This is a genomic window from Fulvivirga ligni (assembly GCF_021389935.1).
GTDB lineage: Bacteria > Bacteroidota > Bacteroidia > Cytophagales > Cyclobacteriaceae > Fulvivirga > Fulvivirga ligni.
This window is the reverse complement of sequence record NZ_CP089979.1, coordinates 5,084,968-5,108,888: the sequence shown is the minus strand read 5'-3', so window position 1 is coordinate 5,108,888 and position 23,921 is coordinate 5,084,968. Positions and strand designations below refer to the sequence as shown.

At 37.3% G+C, this 23,921-nt stretch carries 16 protein-coding genes, 1 other RNA gene and 1 pseudogene; 6 read left to right on the top strand and 12 right to left on the bottom strand.

What is annotated here, in order from left to right; translation table 11 throughout:
* Window positions 1–37: 37 nt before the first annotated feature.
* The 3 genes from LVD16_RS21450 to cas6 all read left to right on the top strand — a co-directional run bounded on the left by LVD16_RS21450 (window position 38) and on the right by cas6 (window position 3,294).
* Window positions 38–1,135 (top strand): AI-2E family transporter, encoded by a 1,098-nt coding sequence (locus tag LVD16_RS21450; RefSeq protein WP_233770341.1) that lies wholly within the window; start codon window positions 38–40, stop codon window positions 1,133–1,135.
* 6 nt (window positions 1,136–1,141) lie between these two features.
* A complete protein-coding gene (ychF, locus tag LVD16_RS21445; RefSeq protein ID WP_233770340.1) occupies window positions 1,142–2,239 on the top strand; it encodes a redox-regulated ATPase YchF in 1,098 nt (365 codons plus the stop codon).
* Window positions 2,240–2,493: 254 nt separating this feature from the next.
* Entirely contained in the window at window positions 2,494–3,294 is an 801-nt protein-coding gene (gene cas6 / locus LVD16_RS21440; RefSeq protein ID WP_233770339.1) for a CRISPR-associated endoribonuclease Cas6, read from the top strand.
* A gap of 4 nt (window positions 3,295–3,298) precedes the next feature.
* On the opposite strand, the gene LVD16_RS21435 is transcribed toward cas6, so the two are convergent.
* Window positions 3,299–4,558, bottom strand: coding sequence for a type IX secretion system plug protein (locus LVD16_RS21435; protein ID WP_233770338.1), 1,260 nt, complete (start codon window positions 4,556–4,558; stop codon window positions 3,299–3,301).
* Between the two features lie 106 nt (window positions 4,559–4,664).
* Here LVD16_RS21435 and LVD16_RS21430 point away from each other — a divergent pair, with 106 nt between their 5' ends.
* Window positions 4,665–5,216, top strand: coding sequence for an RNA polymerase sigma factor (locus LVD16_RS21430; protein ID WP_233770337.1), 552 nt, complete (start codon window positions 4,665–4,667; stop codon window positions 5,214–5,216).
* On the top strand, window positions 5,200–6,972 hold the full coding sequence (locus LVD16_RS21425; RefSeq protein ID WP_233770336.1) for a hypothetical protein: 1,773 nt from the start codon (window positions 5,200–5,202) through the stop codon (window positions 6,970–6,972). Before LVD16_RS21430 ends, LVD16_RS21425 begins: the two co-directional genes overlap by 17 nt.
* A gap of 212 nt (window positions 6,973–7,184) precedes the next feature.
* Here the strand turns inward: LVD16_RS21425 and abc-f are convergent.
* Window positions 7,185–9,084, bottom strand: a pseudogene (gene abc-f, locus LVD16_RS21420) (ribosomal protection-like ABC-F family protein).
* An 88-nt stretch (window positions 9,085–9,172) separates the two neighbouring features.
* Here abc-f and LVD16_RS21415 point away from each other — a divergent pair.
* Window positions 9,173–10,327: a PQQ-dependent sugar dehydrogenase gene (locus tag LVD16_RS21415; protein ID WP_233770335.1), complete on the top strand. Its 1,155-nt coding sequence runs from the start codon at window positions 9,173–9,175 to the stop codon at window positions 10,325–10,327.
* A 40-nt stretch (window positions 10,328–10,367) separates the two neighbouring features.
* On the opposite strand, the gene LVD16_RS21410 is transcribed toward LVD16_RS21415, so the two are convergent.
* The 10 genes from LVD16_RS21410 to LVD16_RS21365 form a co-directional block, all read right to left on the bottom strand.
* Complete coding sequence (locus tag LVD16_RS21410) at window positions 10,368–10,871, bottom strand: hypothetical protein (protein ID WP_233770334.1); 504 nt, start codon at window positions 10,869–10,871, stop codon at window positions 10,368–10,370.
* Window positions 10,831–11,184, bottom strand: coding sequence for an Mpo1-like protein (locus tag LVD16_RS21405; protein WP_233770333.1), 354 nt, complete (start codon window positions 11,182–11,184; stop codon window positions 10,831–10,833). The genes LVD16_RS21410 and LVD16_RS21405 overlap by 41 nt, the downstream gene beginning before the upstream one ends.
* A gap of 57 nt (window positions 11,185–11,241) precedes the next feature.
* Window positions 11,242–13,047 (bottom strand): cytochrome-c peroxidase, encoded by a 1,806-nt coding sequence (locus tag LVD16_RS21400; RefSeq protein ID WP_233770332.1) that lies wholly within the window; start codon window positions 13,045–13,047, stop codon window positions 11,242–11,244.
* 79 nt (window positions 13,048–13,126) lie between these two features.
* Window positions 13,127–14,650 (bottom strand): hypothetical protein, encoded by a 1,524-nt coding sequence (locus LVD16_RS21395; RefSeq protein WP_233770331.1) that lies wholly within the window; start codon window positions 14,648–14,650, stop codon window positions 13,127–13,129.
* Between the two features lie 164 nt (window positions 14,651–14,814).
* Window positions 14,815–16,335, bottom strand: coding sequence for a M61 family metallopeptidase (locus LVD16_RS21390; protein ID WP_233770330.1), 1,521 nt, complete (start codon window positions 16,333–16,335; stop codon window positions 14,815–14,817).
* 3 nt (window positions 16,336–16,338) lie between these two features.
* Window positions 16,339–17,502, bottom strand: coding sequence for a sigma-54-dependent transcriptional regulator (locus LVD16_RS21385; RefSeq protein WP_233770329.1), 1,164 nt, complete (start codon window positions 17,500–17,502; stop codon window positions 16,339–16,341).
* Window positions 17,503–17,572: 70 nt separating this feature from the next.
* Window positions 17,573–17,951, bottom strand: an RNA gene (rnpB, locus tag LVD16_RS21380) — RNase P RNA component class A.
* A 57-nt stretch (window positions 17,952–18,008) separates the two neighbouring features.
* Window positions 18,009–18,407 carry a YbjN domain-containing protein gene (locus LVD16_RS21375; RefSeq protein ID WP_233770328.1) on the bottom strand — a complete coding sequence of 133 codons (399 nt, stop codon included), beginning with the start codon at window positions 18,405–18,407 and terminating at the stop codon, window positions 18,009–18,011.
* A 51-nt stretch (window positions 18,408–18,458) separates the two neighbouring features.
* The gene (locus LVD16_RS21370) at window positions 18,459–19,328 is read right to left on the bottom strand and encodes a DUF2279 domain-containing protein (protein WP_233770327.1); all 870 of its coding nucleotides are present in this window, start codon (window positions 19,326–19,328) and stop codon (window positions 18,459–18,461) included.
* A complete protein-coding gene (locus tag LVD16_RS21365; protein ID WP_233770326.1) occupies window positions 19,315–23,910 on the bottom strand; it encodes a translocation/assembly module TamB domain-containing protein in 4,596 nt (1,531 codons plus the stop codon). The genes LVD16_RS21370 and LVD16_RS21365 overlap by 14 nt, the downstream gene beginning before the upstream one ends.
* Window positions 23,911–23,921: the final 11 nt, after the last annotated feature.

The following is a 23,921-nucleotide window of genomic DNA, read 5'->3' as shown; positions in this document are numbered from 1 at the left end:
CTTGAAGATTTCAAGGGCTTTTTTTTATATTTGATCTATGTTAGGCAAAACCATTTTATACATCCTTATAGCTGTAGCTTTATTCGTTTTACTAGGATGGCTTTTTATCGATATTTTTATTTATACGGCTATTGCTATTGTTGTTAGTAGCATTCTAAGGCCTCTGACCCAATATATAGCCAATACCCAGGTTTATAATATTAAGATTCCAAGGTTAGCGGCGGTTATTTTATCTTATGCGGTTCTTATAGGCTTTCTAACATCGTTCGTAATCTTATTTATACCTCTAATTTCCGAGCAGATTGAGGTGATTTCAGGACTGGATTACAATGACCTTTACGCCCGCCTTAGCATTCCGCTTAGGAATTTTGAATACTTCTTAATCAATAATGATTTAACTACTGAAAAAGAAGGTTTTATAGTGGATAATCTTCAGAATAACATTGTAGAGGTTATTTCCAATGTTCAATTTGGTAATGTTATTAATAACGTAATTGCTGTTACAGGTCAGATCTTGGTTGGAATCTTAGCGGTGAGTTTTATTTCCTTCTTTTTGATTTATGAGATGGGTTCTATGCGCAAAAAGCTCATAGGTTTCATTCCTAATAGATACTTTGAAGTTACTATAGCGGCATACAATAAAATTGAAAGACTGCTATCTAACTACTTGATTGGTCTGTTGTTTCAGATATTCGCAATTTTCAGTATTGCCTCTTTAGGATTAAGCATTTTGGGGATCAAATATGCTTTGACTATTGCATTATTTGCTGCAGTAGCTAATCTTATTCCTTATTTAGGTCCATTACTTGGAGCTTGTTTTGGTGTGATCGTTGGTGTTTCTACGGGTACAGACCTGGTCACAAGTCATCATTATATGTTTTTGATTATAAAGATAGGCTCTGTTTTTGCTACAGTTCAGGTGATAGATAACATATTACTACAGCCATTGATTTTTTCTAAAAGTGTAAAAGCGCATCCTTTGGAAATATTTATAATTATATTTGCAGGCGCTTCCTTAGCAGGCATTCCGGGAATGATCGCTGCTATACCAGTTTACACTGTTATAAGAGTCTCATTCTCAGAGTTATACAATGGCTATAGAAGCTATAGTGTTTTTAAATTACAGAAAAAATAAGTTTTCATGGCTCTTAAATGTGGAATTGTAGGATTACCTAACGTAGGTAAATCGACTCTTTTTAACGCGATATCTAATAATAAAGCAGAAGCTGCAAATTTTCCATTTTGTACTATTGAACCCAATGTTGGTGTTATCACGGTTCCAGATGAAAGGTTAACTGTTCTAGAGGATTTGGTTAACCCACAAAAAGTTATCCCTACTACTATAGAGTTTGTGGATATTGCTGGTCTGGTAAAAGGAGCTAGTAAAGGCGAAGGTCTTGGAAACCAGTTTCTTGCGAACATTAGAGAGGTAGATGCTATTGCTCATGTGGTAAGATGTTTTGTGGATGATAACATTGTTCACGTAGATGGCAAGGTAGATCCCATCACTGATAAAGAAGTTATTGATACTGAGCTACAACTAAAAGACTTAGAATCAATTGATAAGAAGATCTTAAGGATAGAAAAGATTGCCAAAAGTGGAGATGCAAAGGCAAAGAAAGATCTTGAGATTGTTAGGAAATATAAAGCACATTTAGAAGAAGGTAAAAATGCCAGAAGCATTGATCTGGATGCGGATGATAAAAAGGCTGTGGCCGACCTACAGTTATTAACTGCCAAGCCAGTAATATATGTGGCGAACGTGGAAGAAACTGCTCTTCCAAATGGCAACGAATATTCTGAAAGGCTTAAAGAAATGGCTGCTAGCGAAGGCGCTGAAGTAGTGGTGGTATCTGCCTCAATAGAAGCGCAAATCGCTGAGCTAGAGGATGCTGATGAAAGAGCTATGTTCCTGGAAGAGTATAGTTTGAAAGAGTCTGGATTAAACAAGTTGATAAAAGCGGCTTATAGCTTATTGGATTTAATTACTTATTTCACCGCAGGTGTAACTGAAGTAAGAGCCTGGACAATCAAGAAAGGATGGAAAGCTCCGCAGGCGGCGGGAGTAATTCACACTGATTTTGAGAAGGGATTCATTAAGGCTGAGGTAATTAAGCTAGAAAGTTATCAAACCTATAAAACCGAAGTTGCATGTAAGGAAGCAGGTAAAATTGCTATAGAAGGGAAGGAGTATGTAGTGGCTGATGGCGATATTATGCACTTCCGATTCAATGTATAGAATAAAGGCTATAGCACTAAGATGTACCTTCTAATTAATAATTGAAAACATTTTAGTGCTATTGTATTTTACGCTAAAAATAAATGTGACTTGAATTTTTAGATTTATTGATTAAACATTATTTTTATTAAAATATTTTTTCAATATTTAGTGTTCGCCCAAAGTTGGTCTGTTGGTATTTAGATACTCAATATTTTTTTGAAGGATAATTTGTTTGGGGCAGCCTTAATTTTTTTGTCAATAATAAAATCAAGTTGAGAGTTAGAATTATTTTTCTTTTAAAGAATAGGGGGAGTCATGTCCCTTTTCACCACCAATATCTGCTTGCGCAGATGATTAAGGGTATACTTATGAAGGGTGGTGATGAGAAGTACGTACATTACTCGTTTTACAACTTTTCAGGGCTAAAAGGACAAACAAAAGTAAGTAGAAAAGGGCTACATTTTTATTCTGCCAGGGTGACCTTGGTGCTTTCCAGTCCTAATAAGCAGTTTATTGATTACTTCCTGATGAATCTGTTTGATTTTAATCAAGTAGAACTTGGAGGATTATATCTGCAACCTGAAGGTGTAGAGTTAGAGGAAGAAATCGAAATGGAGGATTCAATTAAATTCATCTGTATTTCTCCTTTAGTAATATTGAATTCATCATTTAATGATAATTCGGCTAAGCGCTTTATTCCACCAGATACTGATAATTTTTCAGACTTGCTTTATGAGTCTACCATATCTCGTATGCAGGCGGCTAATATGTATACTGAAGAACAGTTAGCTAGCTTCTACAAATTTCAATTGGTTCCGGATAAAACTTACCTTTCCAGACTTACAGCTGCTCAAAAGAAGTTCGCCAGAATCTACCCTGTGTATGATCAGGATGTGAAATATGAGGTACGTGGTTACACTTTTCCATTCACTCTATATGCCGCTAAGGAGGTGCAGCAGTTTGTGTTTAATTGTGGACTTGGAAGGTTTACACATAAGGGCTTTGGAATGTTGGATGTTGCTAATTCCAACCCAAATAGCAGAGTGTTGAAGTACGAATTTAACTACGCTTAATGAATCAATCTACAGGGTTCATGGTGTATTGGCTGTAGCCGATGAGTAGTTCCGATCTGCTGGATGGAGACTGGTAGTAGACAAATATTTCATAGGTGTTTTCCGTCTGATAGTGATCTCCTTCGAGATAATTTGCCTCGTAATCTTTACTTTGAACCAGATATTGGTAGTTGTAAAAACCCTGTTTTAAAATCATATCAGTAGTATATCGTTGAAGGCTGTTATTGTAGGTCATTTTATTTTTTAGTTCCCAGTTATTCATACTTCCAACCAAGTATATGTCTCCATTAATTTTGTCTGTATCAAGATTGAAGTTTACAGAAAGATAGTCAGACTGAGTGGGGCCGTTTCCGGTATCTGTATTAGCGATGTAGAATTCTCCTTCGATATCATCATATTGAGTGTATGGCTGATAAATCCGAGGTTTATCTAACATTAAATCTGCAGTGGATGGCCTGGTGTTGGCATTTATCCTTTGAACATTTTGACCTGGGTATCGGATAGAACGCATATCAAAAAACCTAAACTCATTTCCAGCAGGAAAACTATTCTCTTCGTTGAAATATTGGTATTCTACCTCTGAAGATGCTTCTCTTATCATATTGGGCTTAATGTTGGTAATGGCATTGTCCCATCTTTGATTTTGTCTTATGACCACCTGAATGCTTGTGCCTGGGTTTTGAATAGGATAGTTTTCATAGTTAATAATGAAATCTAGTTTTTGGCGTTTTCTATCCATAGAGGTGAGGCCTTGAAGATTGCTGGTAAGTCCAATGCCTACTTTATTATCATAAACCATAAATCTATGAGAGAGAATAATATCTGATTCATCTGTGCCGCGGTAAACTACTAAAACGTAATTGCCAGGAACTTTAACATTAGGAACTTTAAATGAATAATGCACATAAGCTATTTTGGTATCCACTGAAAGTTTGTAATTATTTATATTGAACTCGTTGTAGTCATATAGGTAGTTGATTTCCTTGAGTCGGGAAGGAGTCCAGTCTTTATTGCAGTGAATAATCTTGGCTCTATAGTTTTCTTCGCGCTCAACTAAATCATCAAATTCAAGAACAAGGTCGTTGGCCCCTATGAGTGCAACGGCGGGTGAAAGCATGGAAGCATTAGCTCCATACAATAAAACTGTTCTTATTTCAAATTCGTATGTGGCGTTTTTGTATAAAAGTTTCTTGGATTGACTGAATAATTGACTAGATGTGAGGAGTAAAATTGAAAATAATGTGAGGATAGTTCTAATATTCATCTACTTATCGGGAATATTTTTAATTTTGCACTAAGATAATAATTACAACCTATTCAACATAAGCTGTGTCTGTAATAACAAAGCCTTAGGACTTTTATTGTATTAAATGATATCTGAAAAAGAACTTTTACAAGGATGTCGCCAGGGGAAAAGAGAATCTCAAAGGCAGCTCTATGATCTTTATGCAAAAAAGATGATGGTAGTTGCTATGCGATATTCTAAGTTCGATCAGGAGGCTGAAGATATCATTCAAGAGGCTTTTATTAAGATTTTTGATAAAATAAGCACTTTTAGAGGGGAATGTAGACTGGACTTTTGGATAAAAAGGATTGTAGTAAATACTGCTTTAAATCATCAGCGGAGTAAGCTATATCTGTTTCCTATGACAGATATTAATGATGTGAATTTTACTGAGGATAGTGATTTTTCACTAGCTGATTTTAATTTCAAAGAATTACTTAAGATGATTCAGAAATTACCTTCGGGTTGCCAGGCGGTATTTAACCTATATGCTATTGAGGGATACACTCACAAAGAGATAGCTGATACACTTAGCATCAGTGAGGGTACCTCCAAGTCTCAGTATTCAAGGGCTAGAGTTCTTTTAAGAGAACAGTTTAAACAAGAAGACAAACTTAGTTATGGACAAGCAAAATAGATCGGGCTTCGAAGAGCAATGGCTAAATGCTTTTGAGGATGCAGAGGTGGATGTTCCGGATCATGTCTGGGACAAGATTGAACTGGATTTGGTCAATGCAAAAAATGGTGAAATTAGAAGGCGACTGTTCTGGTATCAGATGGTGGCTGCGGCTTCTATTATTTTTGCATTAACGGTTGGTGGCGTATATACTAATAACTGGTACAACCTAAAGCATGATGGAGCTGGACTCAATAATCCAGGAGCCGTTGCTGATAATGCTATTAATGATGAAAGAGCAGGTTCTTCAGAATTAGCTAATGGCTTATCAAATGAATCACCATCTAATATTGAGGATGATAAGAACGCGTCGACGGCTAATAAGGAAGTTGCAGACCAATTGAATTCAGATAATGTTGCTTTACTTGAGCAAAAAAATAATTCCTCAAATGTAAGTTCTGATCAAAGTTTAAAAAACACTCATGATGTTCAGGCAGGCGCTGTAACTCCGGTTGCAGCAAATGATAGCGGAGTGAACGAAGCATCTATAAACGAGGGACTGAATGGCACTGATCAAAATGCTACTTCTGCTGAGTTCAATAATTCTGATTTGAATAATGGCTTTGCCTTTAATCAAAAAGAAAGCAATGGTGCTTTAAACCATTCTGGTGCGAATGAATCTAACGAACATGATAAGATAAATGAAGTCATGAATTTAGATGAAAATAAGACTGAGTTAGTAGCTAATAGTAGCAATAATGCATCTGATAATCAGGTGGTTAATGCTGTGGTTAACGATAATACTTCCAGCGTAAAACCCGAAGTGGTAGCAATAGAGGCTGACAATACATCTATTGCTAATAATTATGCAGCTAATGAGAGTGTAAGCAGGGAGTTGGCATCTGAATCTTTATCTGAGCTTGATAAGCGATTTGAATATTTAGATGTTGATACAGCTATGCTTGATCGTGAAATGAAAATGGTTCCTTGGTATGCATATGTGCCGGTAAAGAGAGCGAAGGATAAGACTAGCAGTGAAGATGGTCTTTGGGCTGATATTGGTGTTTCAGCGGGTAGATTTAATCCTAACATTGGTAGTAGTAATGATCAGGTGCTCGCTAATATGGATTTTGAAGGAAATGGACTAGCTATAAAAAGAAGCCCTAATTTCTCTGAAGAGGCAGTTGGCCAAAGTATGAATGTGGGAGTAAATCTTGGTAAAAGGGTGTCTAGAAAATTGTTGGTGCAAGGTGGTGTAAGCTATTTGCAGCAGCAGGCTACCAGTGTTTCTGATGTTGTAGCTACCAATAATTCTTTTGCTCAGACCAGTAAGAAAGTAACTTCATTTAACAGTATTGACAATGAATCTTCTTCTGATGCGCTGACTATAGAGTTTACAAAACCTTATGAGGTGGTCAATACCTACGAATTAGTGAGTGTACCTTTACAAGCAGGATACATTTTATTGGATAGGAAGTTTAATGTAACTTTATTATCAGGGATAGCTAATAATATTCTCATTAAGAATACTTATGACGGTTCTGATGGTGATATTGAAGATGTTACCGTAGATGCAGGTGATAATTCTCCTTACAAAACGTATCAAATCAGCGGATTGTTAGGGTCTGAATTTAGCTACGAATTGAATAACCACTATACTATTTCACTTTTACCACAGTTACGCCAAGCGTTGACTTCAGTGACAAAAAGTGAGACAGATTATGAGTCAAGACCTACTGTTTTAGAGATAGGTTTCAGATTTAAATATATTTTTTAACTATTCTTCCAACCCTTTCAACTTATAGTGAGTCTATAAGTTGAACTGCAATTTTTTAAACCGACGATTAATATGCGTAAGACAATTATCAGAAGTCTATTTAGAGCTATTTATGTACAAGTTTTATTCTTAATAGGGATGATCATATTAGTAGGGGTCATGCTGTAAAGCTTAGTGCAGTTAAGGAAAAGAAATTAAAGTATGGAAAGTGTTTAGCTTTCCATACTATCAATTTCTTCTGCTTTGGTTTCCCACTCTGAGTTTAGATTCTCTAACTCAGATTTCAATTTTTCATATTTGGTGTTTGCTTCAAGAAGCTTGTCTGGGTTTCCGAATACTTCGGGATCTGCCATTGTTTCTTCTAATTCGCTGGAAGCTTGCTCTAGCTGATCAATCTTTTGTTCAACTTGAGAAAGTTCTCTCTTGAGGGATTGAAGGCGCTTTTCATCTTCAGTTTTGCGAGGTGCAGGAGCTGGTTTTTCTTTTTTCTGTACAGGTGCGGCCGCCACTGTAGTTGGGTTTTTTCTCTCTCCAGTATAAATATTCTTTGTAGGTGCCCAAATACTCTTTTATCTGGTGATCTTCTATATACCAAATTTTATTGGCCACCTTGGATACAAAGTGTCTATTGTGAGAAACAGTAATAAAAGTACCTTGATATTGCTGTAAAGCTTGTATTAAGATGTTCTCTGATTGGAAATCTAAGTGGTTAGTAGGTTCATCAAGTAAGAGGAAGTTGGCTTCTGATATCAACGTTTTAGCTAATGCTACTCTAGACTTTTCACCTCCTGACAGTACTTTGATTTTTTTGAAAACATCTTCATCAGTAAATAGGAAGCATCCTAATACTTGTCTTAGTTGTAGTTCGTTTTTATCAGTTCCGGCCTGCTTGAGCTCATCCAGTATTCCATTATCAACCTTTAATGATTCCAACTGATGCTGTGCATAAAATCCTTTTACAACATTAAAGCCTTGTTCTCTTTTACCGGAAATGGGTTCACTACCATCAATAATTCTTAATAAAGTAGACTTACCTTTTCCGTTGGCACCTATTAGAGCTATTTTATCGCCTCGCTCTATATTGGCGGTGGTATCTTTAAGAATAGTTAGGTCGCCATATGCCTTGCTAATATCCTCAAGTCTAACCACATGTCTACCGGATTTCTGTTTGAATTCAAACTTAAAGTTAACTACAGCATTGGTATCAATAACATCCTCCACTTTATCCATACGGTCAAGGGCTTTAACCCTGGATTGTACTTGTCTTGCTTTAGTAGCTTTAGCTCTGAATTTTTCAATGAATCGTTCAGTTTGTTTTATTTTTTGCTGCTGATTTTCAAAGGCATTTTTTTGAATCTCACTTCTGAGCTCTTTTTCTTCCAAATAGAAATCATAATTGCCTTCATACGAAACTAGCTGCTGCTGAGCTACTTCTACTATTTTATTGATAGTATTATTTAGAAACTCTCTATCGTGAGAAACCACGATTACTGCGCCCTCATAGGTTCTTAAGTAATTTTCAACCCACTCAATGGAAGGCAAGTCAAGGTGGTTAGTAGGCTCATCCAGCATGAGTATAGAGGGCTTCTCTAAAAGAAGTTTAGCCAGCATTACTCTCATTCGCCAACCTCCTGAAAATTCTTTTAGTGGTCTGCTGAGATCATCGGTTTTAAAGCCGATACCTTCTAGTATTTCTTCGGCCTTAGCCTGCATCGAATAACCTTCCAGTCGCTCAAACTTCTCCTGAAGCTTTGTGAGCTTTGTGATTAGGTCATCCGAGTAATCCGTTTCTAACTTTTTTAATATTTTATCAATGGCCTTTTGAGTTTCAACAGCTTCACCAAAGGCCTCCATAGCCACCGAAAGAATGCTGTCCTCAGTTTGATAGGAGAGAAGATCCTGGTTTAGGAAGCCAATGGTGCATTCATTACTTTTACTAATGTCTCCACCATCAGCCTGATAATTACCATTGATCAATTTGAGTAATGTAGACTTACCAGCACCGTTAAGACCAATAAGGCCTATTTTGTCTTTAGGTTTAATGTGTAAAGAAGCTTCCTGATAAAGCGCTCTTCCACCAATAAAATAAGAAAGGTTATTAATAGATAACATAGTGCAAAGTTATCTTTTGATCAATACATAATGAACCTTAAAGTATTTTACTTTTGTAAATTATTTTAAGTAACCTGAATATTAGCTTATGAAAAATGTAATTATAATCAGCCTCTTAGTGCTAAGTATAGCCGCATGTAACTCTCCGGATAGCTCAAAAAGTGAGCAGTCAGACACTACATCAGTGGCAGAAAGTAGTCCTAAAGAAGGTTTAGATAGAGTTAATCTACCCTCTGGATTTAAAATAGAGGAATTTGCAGATGTAGAAAATGCGCGCTCTATGGCTTTGAGTCCTTCAGGCGTGGTCTATGTAGGAACCAGGGCAGAGGATAAAGTTTACGCGTTGAAGGATGAAGATGGAGATGGTAAGGCTGAGAAGAAATATGTTCTGGCAGAGGGATTAAGCTCTCCCAATGGGGTGGCCTTTAAAGATGGAGATCTTTATGTGGCAGAAATCAGCAGGATATTAAAATTCAGCGATATTGAAAATCATCTTGATAACCCGCCTGCATATGAGGTGGTTTATGATCAGTATCCTACAGAAGGACATCACGGATGGAAATATATTGCTTTTGGCCCTGATGGTAAGTTATACGTGCCTGTAGGTGCTCCTTGCAATATATGCGAACGTGAAGAGGAAATTTTCGCTAGTATTACTAGAATTAACCCTGATGGTTCAGGTTTGGAAATAGTGGCAAAGGGAGTGAGAAATACAGTTGGGTTTGGTTGGAAGCCTGACACTAAGGAGCTATGGTTTACTGATAACGGAAGGGATAACATGGGAGATAACTATCCTCCAGGAGAGTTGAATAAAGTAACAAAAAAAGGTGATCATTTTGGTTTTCCTTATTGCCATGGAGGTGATATAGCTGATCCTGAGTTTGGTGACAAATATCCATGTTCTGATTTTGTGCCTCCTGTCTGGAAATTCGATGCGCATACAGCTAACCTCGGTTTTGTGTTCTATACTGGTGATATGTTTCCTGAGGAATACAAAGGCGATATTATAGTGGCGCAGCATGGTTCATGGAACAGATCTAAGAAAATTGGTTATAGACTTATGCATGTTTCTATTGATGGCGATAGAGCAGTAGAATCAGAGGTATTTGCCGATGGCTGGTTGAACGATTCAACACAATCTAATTGGGGAAGACCTGTAGACGTGATTCAGCTAGAGGATGGATCAATTTTGGTGTCTGATGATTTCGGGAATAAGGTTTATAGAATTTACTACGAAGGATAATGATTGAACCCCATTCTTGAATTAATAAAAAGAATGGGGTTTATTTTTTCTTTTTATACAGTCCGTCGAATCCTACCTTCCAGCTTTCTCTATTATCAAAAGAATTTTCTATTAGCTGTCTCACAGAGCCATCTTCATTTTGGCTGAAAGTCATCCGGGAAAGGTAAGTCTGTCCATCTGGTTTCATCCTTTCGCATTCAAACTGTAGCATGCTCGGTGATTTGGCTACTTCAGTAAACTCCATGACATCACCAGCGCTGCCTACCCATGACTGATGCCATTTTTTGTCTAGCGGGTTATAGTAATTGATACTCTGACCACAATATTGGCCAGGCGTAGTATAGTTTTCATGAATGGCGCAGCCTCCTTTGGCTTTAGTTACTATATTGGTTCCTACCTGTTTATCATTCGAGTAGACAGACCATTCACCTAGCCAAAAATTGAAATGATGATATATGCTATCCTTTTCGCATGGAGAGGTTTGTTGGGCGAAGCAGTAAAGGCTAAGGTGCAGTACGGTCGTGATTAGAAATAACTTTTTCATTGTTAGCATCAAATTTTCTTTTACCCATGAGTAAATCAAAGAATAATATAAAGTCTGAAGCCAGGCTGTAGGCCGGATATTGAAAAGTGGCTGGTTTGTTTCTCTCAAAGAAAAAATGACCTACCCAGGCGAATCCGTAACCTACAAAAGGAATAGCTAAAAACAACCACCAATTTTGGGTGAAAATTGCGATAAAAAGGGTGATGAATACCAGAAAGGTGCCGATGAAATGAAGAATTCTACACGTTTTATCTTTATGTTCCGAAAGGTAAAACGGGTAGAATTCTTTCAGTGAGTGATAATGTTTTTCCATAATAAATTAATCATGAGGTAATTATAAGTTACACAATCATGACTAATTATAAAAGGACTAATAAGCTTCAGCTTCTATAGGATCTGAAAGTGTTTTCATAAAGGCAATAATTGCCTGTTGATCCTCATTAGAAAGGCTCAAGGAGTCAAACGGTAAAGTCTGATATTCTACGTTAAAGCCCAGACCATTTCCTCCACCTTTGTTATAAAAATCCATAACCTCTTCCAGCGTGGTGTAGGCACCATTATGCATGTATGGTGCGGTATATTCTACATTTCTTATGGTTGGGGTTTTGAACATATATTTATGAACATCCTCTTTATAGGCATTGTAAAAACCTATATCATTATCTAAACTTTTGTTTGTGGCATCTTCAGGTACACCTAGAATTTCTCTTTCTGTGTCAGAGTAAACGGGAGGTACGGTGCCATTGAATAGCGGCACAAAATGGCATGATGCACACAAGGCTTTACCCATAAATAAATTCATGCCCTGAACCTCTTGATCGCTAAAGGTTGACTCCTCATTTCGCATATTGCGGTCAAATTTGGAATTGAAGCTGTTGAGTGAGCTGACATATGAAGAAATGGCTTTGATGATATCATAATTATCATTTCTTACTCTTCCAAACACCTCATTCATTTGTCTGGCATATGTAGAGTCATCTAGAATTTCGGTAGAGATTTGGTGTACTTCACTATTAAATTCTCTCTTGTTAACAAATACATTATTTATTTGCTGCTCCATGTTTTCAGACCTTGCATCCCAGAAGAATCTTCGTTGGAAGATAGAATTGATGAGGGTAGGAGTGTTTCTTTCTAATTCTACCTGATTGTTGTCTACGGCTTTGGCTAACTGATCGCTATAAGCATACTCAGGAATATGACAACTTACACAAGCTGTTTTTCCATTTTTTGAAAGTTTGGGATCTAAAAAGAGTTGTTTACCCAGCCTAATTTTGGCGTCCGACGGCTCTCGATTAGCTGATGATCTAAAATTATCAATGTTGAATGTGTTTTCTTCAAAAAAAGTAGGTGAATTTAGGTTCAATGCTGTGCTGTGATCATCTTTCCATAAGCCGCTTGCTTTACGTACTTCAAGCCATGTTCTGGTTATAGGGTTAAATTTTTCTCTTATGAATTTATATCTGTTAAATGTTTTAAAGTCATTGTTTTCAGCGAGATAGCTCATCGCTTCTTCAATGCTTGACTGTAGTTTCTGATCTAATGAGTTATCAATAGATTGAATAGTGTCTGAAAGGGTATGAATATATATGGTTTTAAAGGAATTTAAAGAACTCATAGCTTCTTCTAGACCAATTTGAGCGGTGGGAGTGTCAAAACCTGTGATGCTCCAGCTTAGGATGTTTAAAAGCTGATATTCAGATGAAATGAAATACCTCTTTGGTATGAATGGTGTATTGGCCGTTTGTTTTTTAAGTGTATTTAGAAATCCGATAGTTACATTTATTTCATATTCGAATTGCTTTGGGTTGTAATCCTCTGAGAATATGTGTTCTGCCATAATTTGAAAACCAACCGGGGGCAATACTTTTCCATTGTCTTCTCGGAAAACGGGCAGGGCAGGACCATTTACTTTTCTCGCAGCTTCTTCCTGTATATATAGAGCGTAATGTTCTACATTCTTAAAATACTTGCGAGCGGCTTTTAGAAGGTTTTTATTTTCATCTGTAGAGTTAGTAGCACTTAGCCTTTGAAGGTTGCTTATGCAACTATCATACTGGGCAGAGGCATATGATTGAAAAAACTCAAGATGTGAATTTGTGTCTTTGCTATTATGACAAGAGACCAGAGTGATCACTGTCATCACTAGAAGAAGTCTAAGTGAGTAAGTTTGTTTCATACTTCAGATTTATTAAAACGAGAAAAGTGGACTCTTTTCAGGAGTCCACTTTTATTAGGATATTGATTTAGGAGTTGACTTATCTTGGTAAACCTCTAAGAATGACGATTTGAGATCCTTGATTGTCTTCACAGTCAGGGCAATCATCTCCATCTAAACCTTCGAAGTTTTCGCTTCTCCAGTAGTGAGGCTGTATGGATAAAAGGAATACATCAGGAACACCGATTTTGTCAGATATATCGATTAAAGCTCCGAATTCACCGCTATTATGAGCGTCTCCATCTTCTGTAAGGTCATTTCTTTCTACTAGCTCAAGTACCACCTTAGGGTTCTCACCGTTTAGGTTAGACTGATAGATGTATGACGGGTGACCTCTATCAAATGAATTTGGATCTTCCTGAATATATATGAAATTTTCAGTAACACAGATGTTATCAGGGCTTTGTAACATAGCCAGGTTTCCATCATTGTTGTTAGTGTTAGTATTCCCGCTGATGATCTGTGTCAATTTACCAGTCATAGGAGACTCTTCATCTAACTCTAATTTATAAACAGTGCCCCAGTCATTATAAGTACCAGCACCAGGACCTCTACCAGTAACGTTAAAATATACTATTCTAGATGCTTCTTCAGATCCTTTTCCGTAGTCCACGTCTTCAACTCTCATGAATTGTAAAGCATGAGCATTGATAGATGCTGTTTCATATTCTCCATGCGTGCTAACCTCAGGAGCAGATACTTGAGCAAATTCTACATCATAAGTAACTCCAAAGTCTAAGTCACCCTCGTTGCTAGATTCTGTAGCATCCTTTAGTCTCAAAACATAAACCTCACCGTCTTCCAGGTCAGCATCGGAAGCATCAGATTTGTACATTACTAATTGACCTTCAGAACCACTAGAATCATCATCACCACCGATGATAACTGTTGATCCGCTGTAAGCATCTTTAGGAAGTGGAACTGCATTTTCCCATGAAAACTGACCTAACGCAGGTAAGCCAAAATCAGCTGTCGGGGTAGGAGTTTCAATATAAGGATCAATACCTTTTACAATGTTGTGAATGCTTTCAGAAGCAGAAAGGAATATATCTTTATCACCACCATGGATTGCAGCTTCCCACATAGTAGCTGAACATTGTCTCGCGAAATCAGCAACTCCTGAATTTAATAGATAATCACCTTTAACAGGATTAAGGTTCTCATCTAATCTGATTCTAGCTACAGAGTAATGGTCTTCGCAGTTTACCAAGAAAATATATCCATCTCCATCTTTAACTAAACCAGATCCATCAGCAGAACCCGCAAGATGAAAACCATCTACATTATCAATAGTGCTTATTAAAGAATAGGCATTTATATAATTGAACTGTGGCTTGATAGAAACAAGAGGAGATAAGTTAGACTTATTGGCAAACATTTGATCAGTCTGCACAATGTTAATAGTGGTGTCGTTGTGAATGATGATAGTGGTGTCATTATTCACAACAATAGTAGTGTCATTGTTAATGATTTCTGTTACCTCCGTAATTTCATCTTTACAACTGGCTATCACACCTAGGATAGCTATAGCAATGATTACTAAGTAATTGTTTTTGAGTCTCATAAATGGGTTGATTTCGTTGATTTTATTTTACTGCAAATCAACGAAACGGAGTTTGCCCTATGTTTAACGCAAAAAATAGATTGGGTTAAGAAAAAACCTCATATTAAACGTTTGATAATATGAGGTTTATATTTTGTTGAAATTAATTTAATTGTAATTTAACACTACTTCACTGAGACCCAGGAATCGAATATTTTCTGCTGATCTGGGGTGAGATTATCCATTCTTTTAAGTTGATACTTCCCATTTTCATCAGAATTTAGTTTCAAACCAGCATATCCAAGAAACGTTTTATAATCAAGAGGTTCCGTAGTGTAGATGTACTTGAAAAACTGATCTAAATTGGAGGAGGCATATTTTTCACATACTTCCCTCAGTTCTTCTTCAGTAAAGCCTCTATTTTTCTTTATATAAAATTCATTATATAAATATCTCATCACATCATCTAAAGAGAATTGATTATTAGTTTCATGCCTAATTTTAAAGTCAAGGAATAAACCTACTATCGGACCTTTCTGGTAATAGGAGATGCCTTTATCCTCTTTGTTGTCCGTTTGCCCGAAGGGACCGTCTTGCCATGTTTCATAGCTGGCAGATGCCAGTGACTGGTATATTTTTCCTGGGTCATTTTCATAAGCCGTAACGTTATTGGAAAAGGCTTTCAAGAGCTCTTCTTCAGAACACAGATTGGCCCTTTTCACCATTAAATATTCATAGTAGACAGAAAGACCTTCTGAAACCCATAACATATTAGTTCTATTTGGCTGATTATAATCAAAAGGTCCTAATTCTACTGGTCTAATTCGCTTTACATTGTAATGATGAAAATACTCATGAGAAAGAAAGAATAGTGTTTTGAGCTTCCCATCTCTAGTTTTTAGACTGTTACCAGAAAAACTTACCGTGGTGGAGTTAAGATGTTCTATACCACCTCTACCTGCACCAATACCAATAAATGAATAATGTTCATAAGGTATATCACCAATCATATTAGACGTAACTTCAATAATCTTTTTGAGATCATCCATGAAATCTTGCTCATTAAAATCACCCATATTATACCCCGAGAAATAATGAGGTATTCCCTTTATTTCAAAAGAAGGTAGGTGTTTTAAGTTACCAATGAGAATAGGGCTGTCATATAGAACATCGTAATTAGGTGCAGTATAAGTATTCTCCTTGATTTCGGTAAGCCCAGTGGCAATATCTTTCCATTGACTTGGTTTATCAACTTGAATAGTTATGTTACTTTCCAGTTTGCCTTTTGGGAAAATAAAAAGTGCACCTGGAATGATATAGCCTCTTTCTTCATCAAGATAAGATTCAGCTACAAATTCCTTTTCAGTTAATACATCATAAGAGAGCTTTAAGGATGAAAGCTTCTTAGTGTCAACAAGCCATGAGTTTTTGCCAATTTTACTTATGCCAATTTTTTTATCCCCTTCATAAGCAACTATATTCTGAATTCTATCTGGAAAATCCATGATTTGGTAATATCCAGGAGTCCAAACTGGCAGGTTAAATATGGCAGAATCCATTTTTAGATTTTTGCACATCATCTCAATATGAAAAGTGTGGGATGATGGATTCGCCATAGAAACCGTGTAAGAGATATCTGGGTTTTTAGCCAGTGCAGATACACTGAATACTCCGCTGAGAATTGCAATTATTATGGTTTTTCTCATGTATTAACTCTTAATATCAGCATACTTCGCCACTTCTTCTTCCGTAATTGTAGCTCCAGACATGATTATAAGTCTTTCTACCACATTTCTTAGCTCACGAATGTTGCCTGTCCAGTCATGAGATTGAAGCAGGGTAATGGCTTTAGGAGAAACATCCTTTGGTTTGGTGCCGTATTCCATAGCTATGTCATTCAGGAATTTCCCAACTAAAAGAGGGATGTCGTCCTTGCGGTCTCTCAAGGCAGGGACCTTGATCAAAATAACACTAAGTCTATGGTATAAATCTTCTCTGAATTTGTTTTCTGCTATTTCCGCTTTTAAGTCCTTATTAGTAGCGGCAACTATTCTTACATTTACCTTAATTTCTTTATCACCACCTACTCTGGTAATCTTATTTTCCTGCAAGGCGCGAAGCACTTTGGCTTGAGCAGATAAACTCATGTCACCTATTTCATCAAGAAACAGAGTGCCACTATTGGCCTGTTCAAATTTGCCGATACGCTGCTTTACCGCAGATGTAAAAGCCCCTTTTTCATGACCGAAAAGCTCACTTTCGATTAGTTCAGAAGGTATTGCTGCACAGTTTACCTCTACCAAAGGTCCTTTAGAACGATTGCTTTTTTCATGTATCCATTTGGCTACCAGCTCTTTACCAGTTCCGTTTTCACCAGTAACTAATACACGGGCTTCAGTAGGGGCCACTTTTTCAATGGTTTCTTTTACCTGTGAAATTGCCTCAGATTCACCTACAATATCAAAGGTTTTAGATATCTTCTTTTTGAGAACTTTGGTTTCATTCACAAGGGTAGACTTGTCCAAAGCATTCCTTAAAGTCACTAAAAGTCTATTAAGATCTGGTGGCTTTTGAATAAAATCGTAAGCACCTTTTTTAGTAGCTTCTACAGCAGTTTCAATAGTGCCATGAGCACTGATCATGATAAACTGGGTGTCAACTCCTTGTTCCACGGCCTTTTCAAGTACTTCAAGGCCATCCATTTTGGGCATTTTTATATCACATAATGCAGCGTCGAACTTCTCTTTGGTGAGCTTCTTAAGGCCTTCTTCACCATTTTTAGCTTCATCTACATCATACTTTTCATACTCTAAAATTTCTTTTAGCGTATTTCTGATGCTTTGCTCATCATCAATGATTAATATCTTTGGCATATTATATTCTTTATAAAATAACAATGCCACCATCTCAAAGTTTGAGAATGATGGCATTGCTAAAATAGTAAAAAAATATAAGTCTATAAGCCGGGTTCTGTCACCGATAAATCGGGCCTTATCATTTATCTAGCCTTTACATCACTATAAAGATCCATCGATCTACCCGTTATACCTACAAAGAATAGGACGAGCCGCCCCACTGCCCTAAGGCAAGTATAACATATTTGATCTTTCAGCTCGTAAGGTTTACCGTGCCCCCGCAGTCACCATTGGGGCGGTGAGCTCTTACCTCACCTTTTCACCTTTTCCCTGGCAGAACCAAGGTAGTTTGTTTTCTGTGGCACTGTCTGTACTTTTCCGTAGAAAAGCCCTTCCCGTTAGGAAGTACGATGCCCTACGCTGCCCGGACTTTCCTCTTCTTACGAAGCGATAAGGCAACTTATATTTAAGGCAAAACTACGTAATTAATGATTAAAGTAAAGTTGTTTCTATAGCTCGTTGTTTTAGTGAACGTCTTCGCCGGTTAGCTTAAACTCATATTCATCAGCCACATTGGCTACTTCCTGAATGATTTCCTTCAGTATCTCTTCTGTGGCACTATCCACAAAATTCGAGGCTTCTACATTAATGTAGTTGTCAGAAATGACAAAGCGAGAGTGGATGAGGTTGGAGTTTTCTTCCAAAAGGCCTCTTAAGTCCATTTTCTCTTCTAGCTGGCATACTTTAGACACGAATTCGATACTTAGTCGGTCGAACCTTGGGCTGTATTTAAGTTTACCTAATACAGTTTGAAAACGTTCATCGCTAAGTGGAACAATAATAATTGAGGTTTTACTGTCGTATTCGGAATATTCGCCGCCAATTTCATCTGCGTAAGATTGCATGAATGCATTAAGATCCATTTTCTAATTCCGTTTTGGTTAAGAGAATGAATTTATAAAAAATTTCACTTTTTAGTAGATAAAATGGAATTTTAATTCTTGTCTATTAAGTGCTAGAGTAGGGGAAGGTATTTTTATCATGCTCACTACGTAAAGTAAAGAGTTGATAAACTTAGACTTAGATTCATATTCACTAAAATCCAGATCTATAGAAAGATAGTACTGTCGGGATGAATGATAGCCTAATTCCTGATTTTGATCTTCACTGGCTGCCACCATGCCTGTAGCTCCGTAGCCCACTGCCAGGTTGAGCCACTTCGGGAAGTTGCCATGAATGAATTTAGAGAGGTTAGCAGAAAGCCAATAAGTCTGGCCGTTATAGTCTTTCAGCATTTGCTCTGGCAGATTACTACCTAGTACATTAGGACGTAGATCAGCGTATCCAGATTTTCTAAAGGATATTTTAGGTTGTAATCTGATCTCCCCCCACAGCTTTTGTTGCCCATAGAAGAATAATGTCCCGGATGAGTTGGCAATTAGATCTCCATAAGAGGCTCCATAGGCACTGGAAAAGCCATCAAATATTTCTATTGGCGTCATCACAATTACACTGGTAAGTGCACCCCACAGTTCGGCCTTTTTATTTGAAACACCTGCCCACTGAAGAATGTGATGACTTCCAGAAGAGATGTGAAATGCTGAGTAGAAATGTCCTACTTTGTCTACCTGATTCCATTCATGGTTATCATTAAAAAAGTGAAAGGATTCCCTTTCAAAATCTGAGTACCAAAGCCTATCTAACCCAACCAGAGTTACTGCATAGGCGCCCGCAGAGGTGATAATCAGAGGTTTGAGCCGCCTGTTTTGATGTAACGTATCCTGGGCATTAGCCAAACTTGAAATACTAACGAGAAGGAGTGTTAGATATTTAATTAGACCCATCGTCCTCATCTCTTACGCCTTCTTTGTTAACAGTATCGTCCTTAGTGTCGTCCTCATTTTCCTCGTCTTCTTCATTCTCATCCTGCTTGTTTTGCTTTCGCTTCTTGTCTCCTTTAGAAAATAATTCTTTGAGTTCATCAAAGCTCTGGGTGTGGGTGATGCTAAAGCCTGTAGTTATGGTGTTTCTATTTTCGTCAGTCGGGTTAATGGGGTTGTAGTTAGTTCGGTTATACATTTTAGCTTTGAATTTGCCATCAGGGGTTAAAATGTATTCAAGAGTCCAGTCACCCGCTATGCTGGAAATATCGGTGCCACTGGTTTGATTGCCGAAGCCACCATTTCTTGTTACCCTTAGTCTTCCATCCAAAAAGGTGTAGCTGAGTCTTAGTTGGAAAGTGTTGTAGGCTTCTTCATCAAATTTATCGAAGTCGACATCCAGATCTATTTCCAGGTTTTCATCTACCTGAGTGATCCAATAGCTGAGCTGATTAGAAAGTAATTCACTCACACTACTGGTAATGGAACCTCCCGTGTTAAATGATTGAAGCGGTGAGAATCTCCTCAAAACAATTAAGCTAAATACCTGACGCTTAAGTTCTTGTTCATCGATGCTGTTCTTAAATTTTAGGAATTCAAATTCAAGATCTACGTCTGGCCTCTCGGCTACTTTTATATTTCTAGGCAAGTTGGTGGATAAAATATCAAAGTTTACCATAGGAGATAAAAGTGGACCATCTATGTCCAGATATACTTTTACCGGGTACTTTCGCTTTAGCTCTACTACCTCTTCATATACTTTGTCTGTTTCCTGCTGCACTAGCAATGGTAAGAAGGATGCCAGCTGATTGTAGGTAGCCTTTATATCCAGAATACCTTTGTAAGGGTCTCCATACCAGGTAATTCGGCTGTTAGGGAGTATTTCAAATTCCTTATTAATGATGCTATATAAGGTGAAGTTATAACCACCTTCCTGAATGACATAATCACCAAACATATTAAAATCACCTTTGGTGTCTATTTGTAGCTTGATATCGCCATTTCCACGACCTCTGATAATATCTCCTGATTTAATATCAAAAATGATTTCGCAATACGCATCAGGGGTTATATTCAAATCGAAATTAAGCTTAAGGCCATTTAAGTCTACCTTTCCAATGTTTTCAATTACCTGGGTTCGGGTAGTGTCTTCAAAATCAACAAAATTGATATACTCTTCTTTTTCTATGCTTTCAGAATCTCCGATTGGAATAAATATTCTGGTCCCTTTCTCACTGGTGGCTTGAGCATTAATACTCATATTGTTAATAGGGCCAATGAAATCTACTGTGCCTGAAGCTATTCCTGTTCCATAGAAAAGGTCGTTATCAGTGCTGCTGGTGTTGAGTACCATAAAATTGTTTAGCGAGCCATTAAGGTTGATGGCGAAATCTTTGAAGTTAGAATGGTAAAAGTAACCGTCTACAGTGGCATTCTGATTTCGACTATCTTTTACAGCCACATTTCTGAAGCCTATTTTATTCTGCTCGAAATAAAAGCCTCCTTCCAGTGAATAGTTAGTATTCAGGTAGTTGACGTGAAGCTTAGCGTCGTTAAGTAGGCCTTCTCCATTAATGATGGGCTCATAAGGAGTGCCTGTGATGAGTAATGTGCCGGTGGCTGTTCCGTCTATCTCTGTAAAGAAGCTGTTAAAAAATGGCTCTAAGGCATTGATTTCAGTGTTTTTAAGTTCTGCTCTTACATTTAAGGGGTCTTTCTCCTTGTCAGGAGAGTAGTTGCCGTTAATAGAGAGGATATTTTTCTTCAGTCTGTTTACAAGTAGTTTTAAGTTGAATAATTTCTCTTCATTATCCCATGAATTGACGCCTTCGATATTACCAATCAGGAAATCTTCAATAGTAAAATCTCTGATCTTTACATCGCTCTCTATTCGCATATCCTCATAATAATTTTGAATATCTGCTTTTCCAATTACCAGACCTGCCAGGTTCTTGGACAGTACAGAGTTCAAGTTCTCAAGGTGAACACTATCTACCCTAATTGAAAGAATGTCATCAGGGTTGTGAGAGATTTTGCCATCGGCAGATATGCTTTGATAATTGTTGAATATTCGCAGATCATCTACCACAATACTATCATTGGTAATGGATATTAGGTTGTCTTTGTCGAGCACCCAAAATTTATCAAGGATTTGAAGATCAGAGGGTAACAGTTTTATAAGAGTCAGATCTGGTTCGAAATCAATGGCTCCAAACAGTCTTGCATAGTTGGCATATTTCACCTGGTCAATATCAAATTCAAAATCAATATGCTTATTATTCCAGATGGCTTCCATAATGAGGTTACGCGTTTCTATACCTGAGATCACCTGATTTTGAGAGTTAACGTAACCCATGGCAAGTACATTGGTGCTGTCAGATATTTTGGAAACGTTGATCTGTAGTTCTGAATCTATGTATTCATCTTCTTTGTAAATCAAAGAATCGAAGTGCGTATTTATGGATAAGATAGAAGTGTAACCACCGACTATATTTCCTGTAATGGGCTCTAAATCAGAAATATATAGGTCAGGATAAAAGAGTTGTAAAATCGGATTTGGGTCTTTTAGGTCAATGCTGTATTCTAATTTATAGTCTTTATGATCCGTATCGTCTTTTTGAGCATAGTAGCGTTTAATGGCCTCTTTGTCGTTTTGAAGGTTAAGTTTATATTCTTTTAAAAGGGTTTTAAAGTCGTTGTATACTACGGTGAAATCAAAAATTCCGTTAATTTTTGTATCTACCAAATCTGTTTCCAAAGTGACCTGCCGAATGCCCTGTTTCTTTTCAGAAACTATCTGTAGTGAATCTACATACAGAGATTGGCCATTGTATATGACCTGAGAGTGATGTAAATCAGCAATTCCAATGATGCTATCTAGCTGAAGTCCACGGGCATTTACATTGATCTCGCTGGAAATGAATAAGTCCTTCTTAGAGATGTTCAATGGCTTAAAAAAGGCAGTGTCCAGATCAGCCTCTACGTTGAAAATGTTTATTCCTTTTCTTAAATCGATAGAGCCAGTGGTGGTTAGTTTCAAGTTAGGATCATTTATTTTCATGAATCCCTGGAAGAATTCTTTAGCGAAGCGGGCATCAGTTTGTACGTTAGAATATTCATAACCATTTATGCCTATTTTATCTATCTTACCCTTCAGGTCAAAATTGGCGTCTTCAAGAGTGAAGCCTTTACCCTTAATTTCTCCACGTAGAGATACGTTTTGAAACAGCTTATTACCTGAGTAACCACCGAGGTCAAACTCTTCCATGATGAGTTTACCACTGTAATCTGACTGGTTGATATCTTCTTCCAGCTTGAGGTTAATATCCGATGTAATGCGTCCATACGTGGTGAAAAAGTCTCCATTGGCTACAAAGTCATTTGGGAAACCTAAAAACTCAGCACTAAAGCTTATCCTGTCAAAAGGGCTGAGACGTGCATAGGTTTTCTTCTTCACATAATCCTTAAGGTCTGTCACTCTCACGTATGAGTTGCTGAGGTCAAAGTTTATAAAGGTCTCTGCTATGTTTGGCAATCCATCCATCCTGATGGTACCTTTTAAAGCGGTGCCTTGGCCGAATTTAAGGTTGGCGTTATCAAAGGTAAAAGAAGAGATCCTTCCATTGAAGTTGCCACTGAGCTGATAAATATCTCTAACACCCCTCATAGGCGATGCGAATAGTGCTAAATCAGAACTATGAACGATGGTATTATTCAGATGGGCATCAATTCTAACTTTGGTGTTAAAATCACTGAGGTCTCTGGTGCTGGAGTATTTAAAAATAACAGAATCTCGGATGGTACTTTGCCCTACCTTGGCTTTCAGGTCAAGAAACTCCATGGAGCTTTGAGATACTCGAAATTTAGTCGTGAATTCCTTCACTTTTAGTTGAGTAACGCTATCATTCAGGCTTAACTGAGTAACATTTAATTCTAATGTATCCGCAATGGAAGTAAGGTTGTTAAACTCACCGTTAATATTAGCAAGGGTGAAATGATTATAATCAAACAGATCTTCTAATGAGTCCTTTTTAGGGTCATGGTAAGAAAAACGCGCATTGATAAGCGACACATGGTCTGCTGAAATAAAGACTCTTCCGGCGGATTGCTGTTCGGCCTGCTTTCTGAGCCTTCTTATCAATTCATTGATATTTAAAGTCTCCAGTGTATCATTTACAATTATCTTAGTAAGATAGACATCAGCATTTTGCAGGGTGATGTTATCAATGTTGTGCTCTTCCTTATTGATTAAGGCTTTAATGTCAAAATCTATGTGTATTTCATCTGCCCCAATGAGCTGATTATCATCTAGATCTATCACGTGCAGACCGTCTATTTGAATTTCATCAAACCAGTCGATAGCAATGCGTTCTATGGAAATATCGTAGCCTGTGAGCTCAGAATAGTGTTTTGATATATAGCTGACCAGTTTGGTTTGGATATAGGGAAACTGTATTGCGCCAGCCGCTATGACCAATAGTAGAAAAAGTGAGAGTATAAGCCAAAGTATTGTTTTAACAATACGTTTTTTAATAACTTGCGCCAAATTTGATTATT

Excerpts from the sequence above, each read along its gene's own strand:
- ychF (WP_233770340.1), top strand. The coding sequence starts at position 1,142 with ATGGCTCTTAAATGTGGAATTGTAGGATTACCTAACGTAGGTAAATCG.
- LVD16_RS21415 (WP_233770335.1), top strand. The coding sequence starts at position 9,173 with ATGAAAAATGTAATTATAATCAGCCTCTTAGTGCTAAGTATAGCCGCA.
- LVD16_RS21390 (WP_233770330.1), bottom strand. The coding sequence starts at position 16,335 with ATGAGAAAAACCATAATAATTGCAATTCTCAGCGGAGTATTCAGTGTA.
- LVD16_RS21430 (WP_233770337.1), top strand. The coding sequence starts at position 4,665 with ATGATATCTGAAAAAGAACTTTTACAAGGATGTCGCCAGGGGAAAAGA.
- LVD16_RS21410 (WP_233770334.1), bottom strand. The coding sequence starts at position 10,871 with ATGAAAAAGTTATTTCTAATCACGACCGTACTGCACCTTAGCCTTTAC.
- LVD16_RS21400 (WP_233770332.1), bottom strand. The coding sequence starts at position 13,047 with ATGAAACAAACTTACTCACTTAGACTTCTTCTAGTGATGACAGTGATC.
- LVD16_RS21450 (WP_233770341.1), top strand. The coding sequence starts at position 38 with ATGTTAGGCAAAACCATTTTATACATCCTTATAGCTGTAGCTTTATTC.
- LVD16_RS21425 (WP_233770336.1), top strand. The coding sequence starts at position 5,200 with ATGGACAAGCAAAATAGATCGGGCTTCGAAGAGCAATGGCTAAATGCT.
- LVD16_RS21405 (WP_233770333.1), bottom strand. The coding sequence starts at position 11,184 with ATGGAAAAACATTATCACTCACTGAAAGAATTCTACCCGTTTTACCTT.
- LVD16_RS21395 (WP_233770331.1), bottom strand. The coding sequence starts at position 14,650 with ATGAGACTCAAAAACAATTACTTAGTAATCATTGCTATAGCTATCCTA.
- LVD16_RS21435 (WP_233770338.1), bottom strand. The coding sequence starts at position 4,558 with ATGAATATTAGAACTATCCTCACATTATTTTCAATTTTACTCCTCACA.
- LVD16_RS21385 (WP_233770329.1), bottom strand. The coding sequence starts at position 17,502 with ATGCCAAAGATATTAATCATTGATGATGAGCAAAGCATCAGAAATACG.
- LVD16_RS21370 (WP_233770327.1), bottom strand. The coding sequence starts at position 19,328 with ATGGGTCTAATTAAATATCTAACACTCCTTCTCGTTAGTATTTCAAGT.
- LVD16_RS21375 (WP_233770328.1), bottom strand. The coding sequence starts at position 18,407 with ATGGATCTTAATGCATTCATGCAATCTTACGCAGATGAAATTGGCGGC.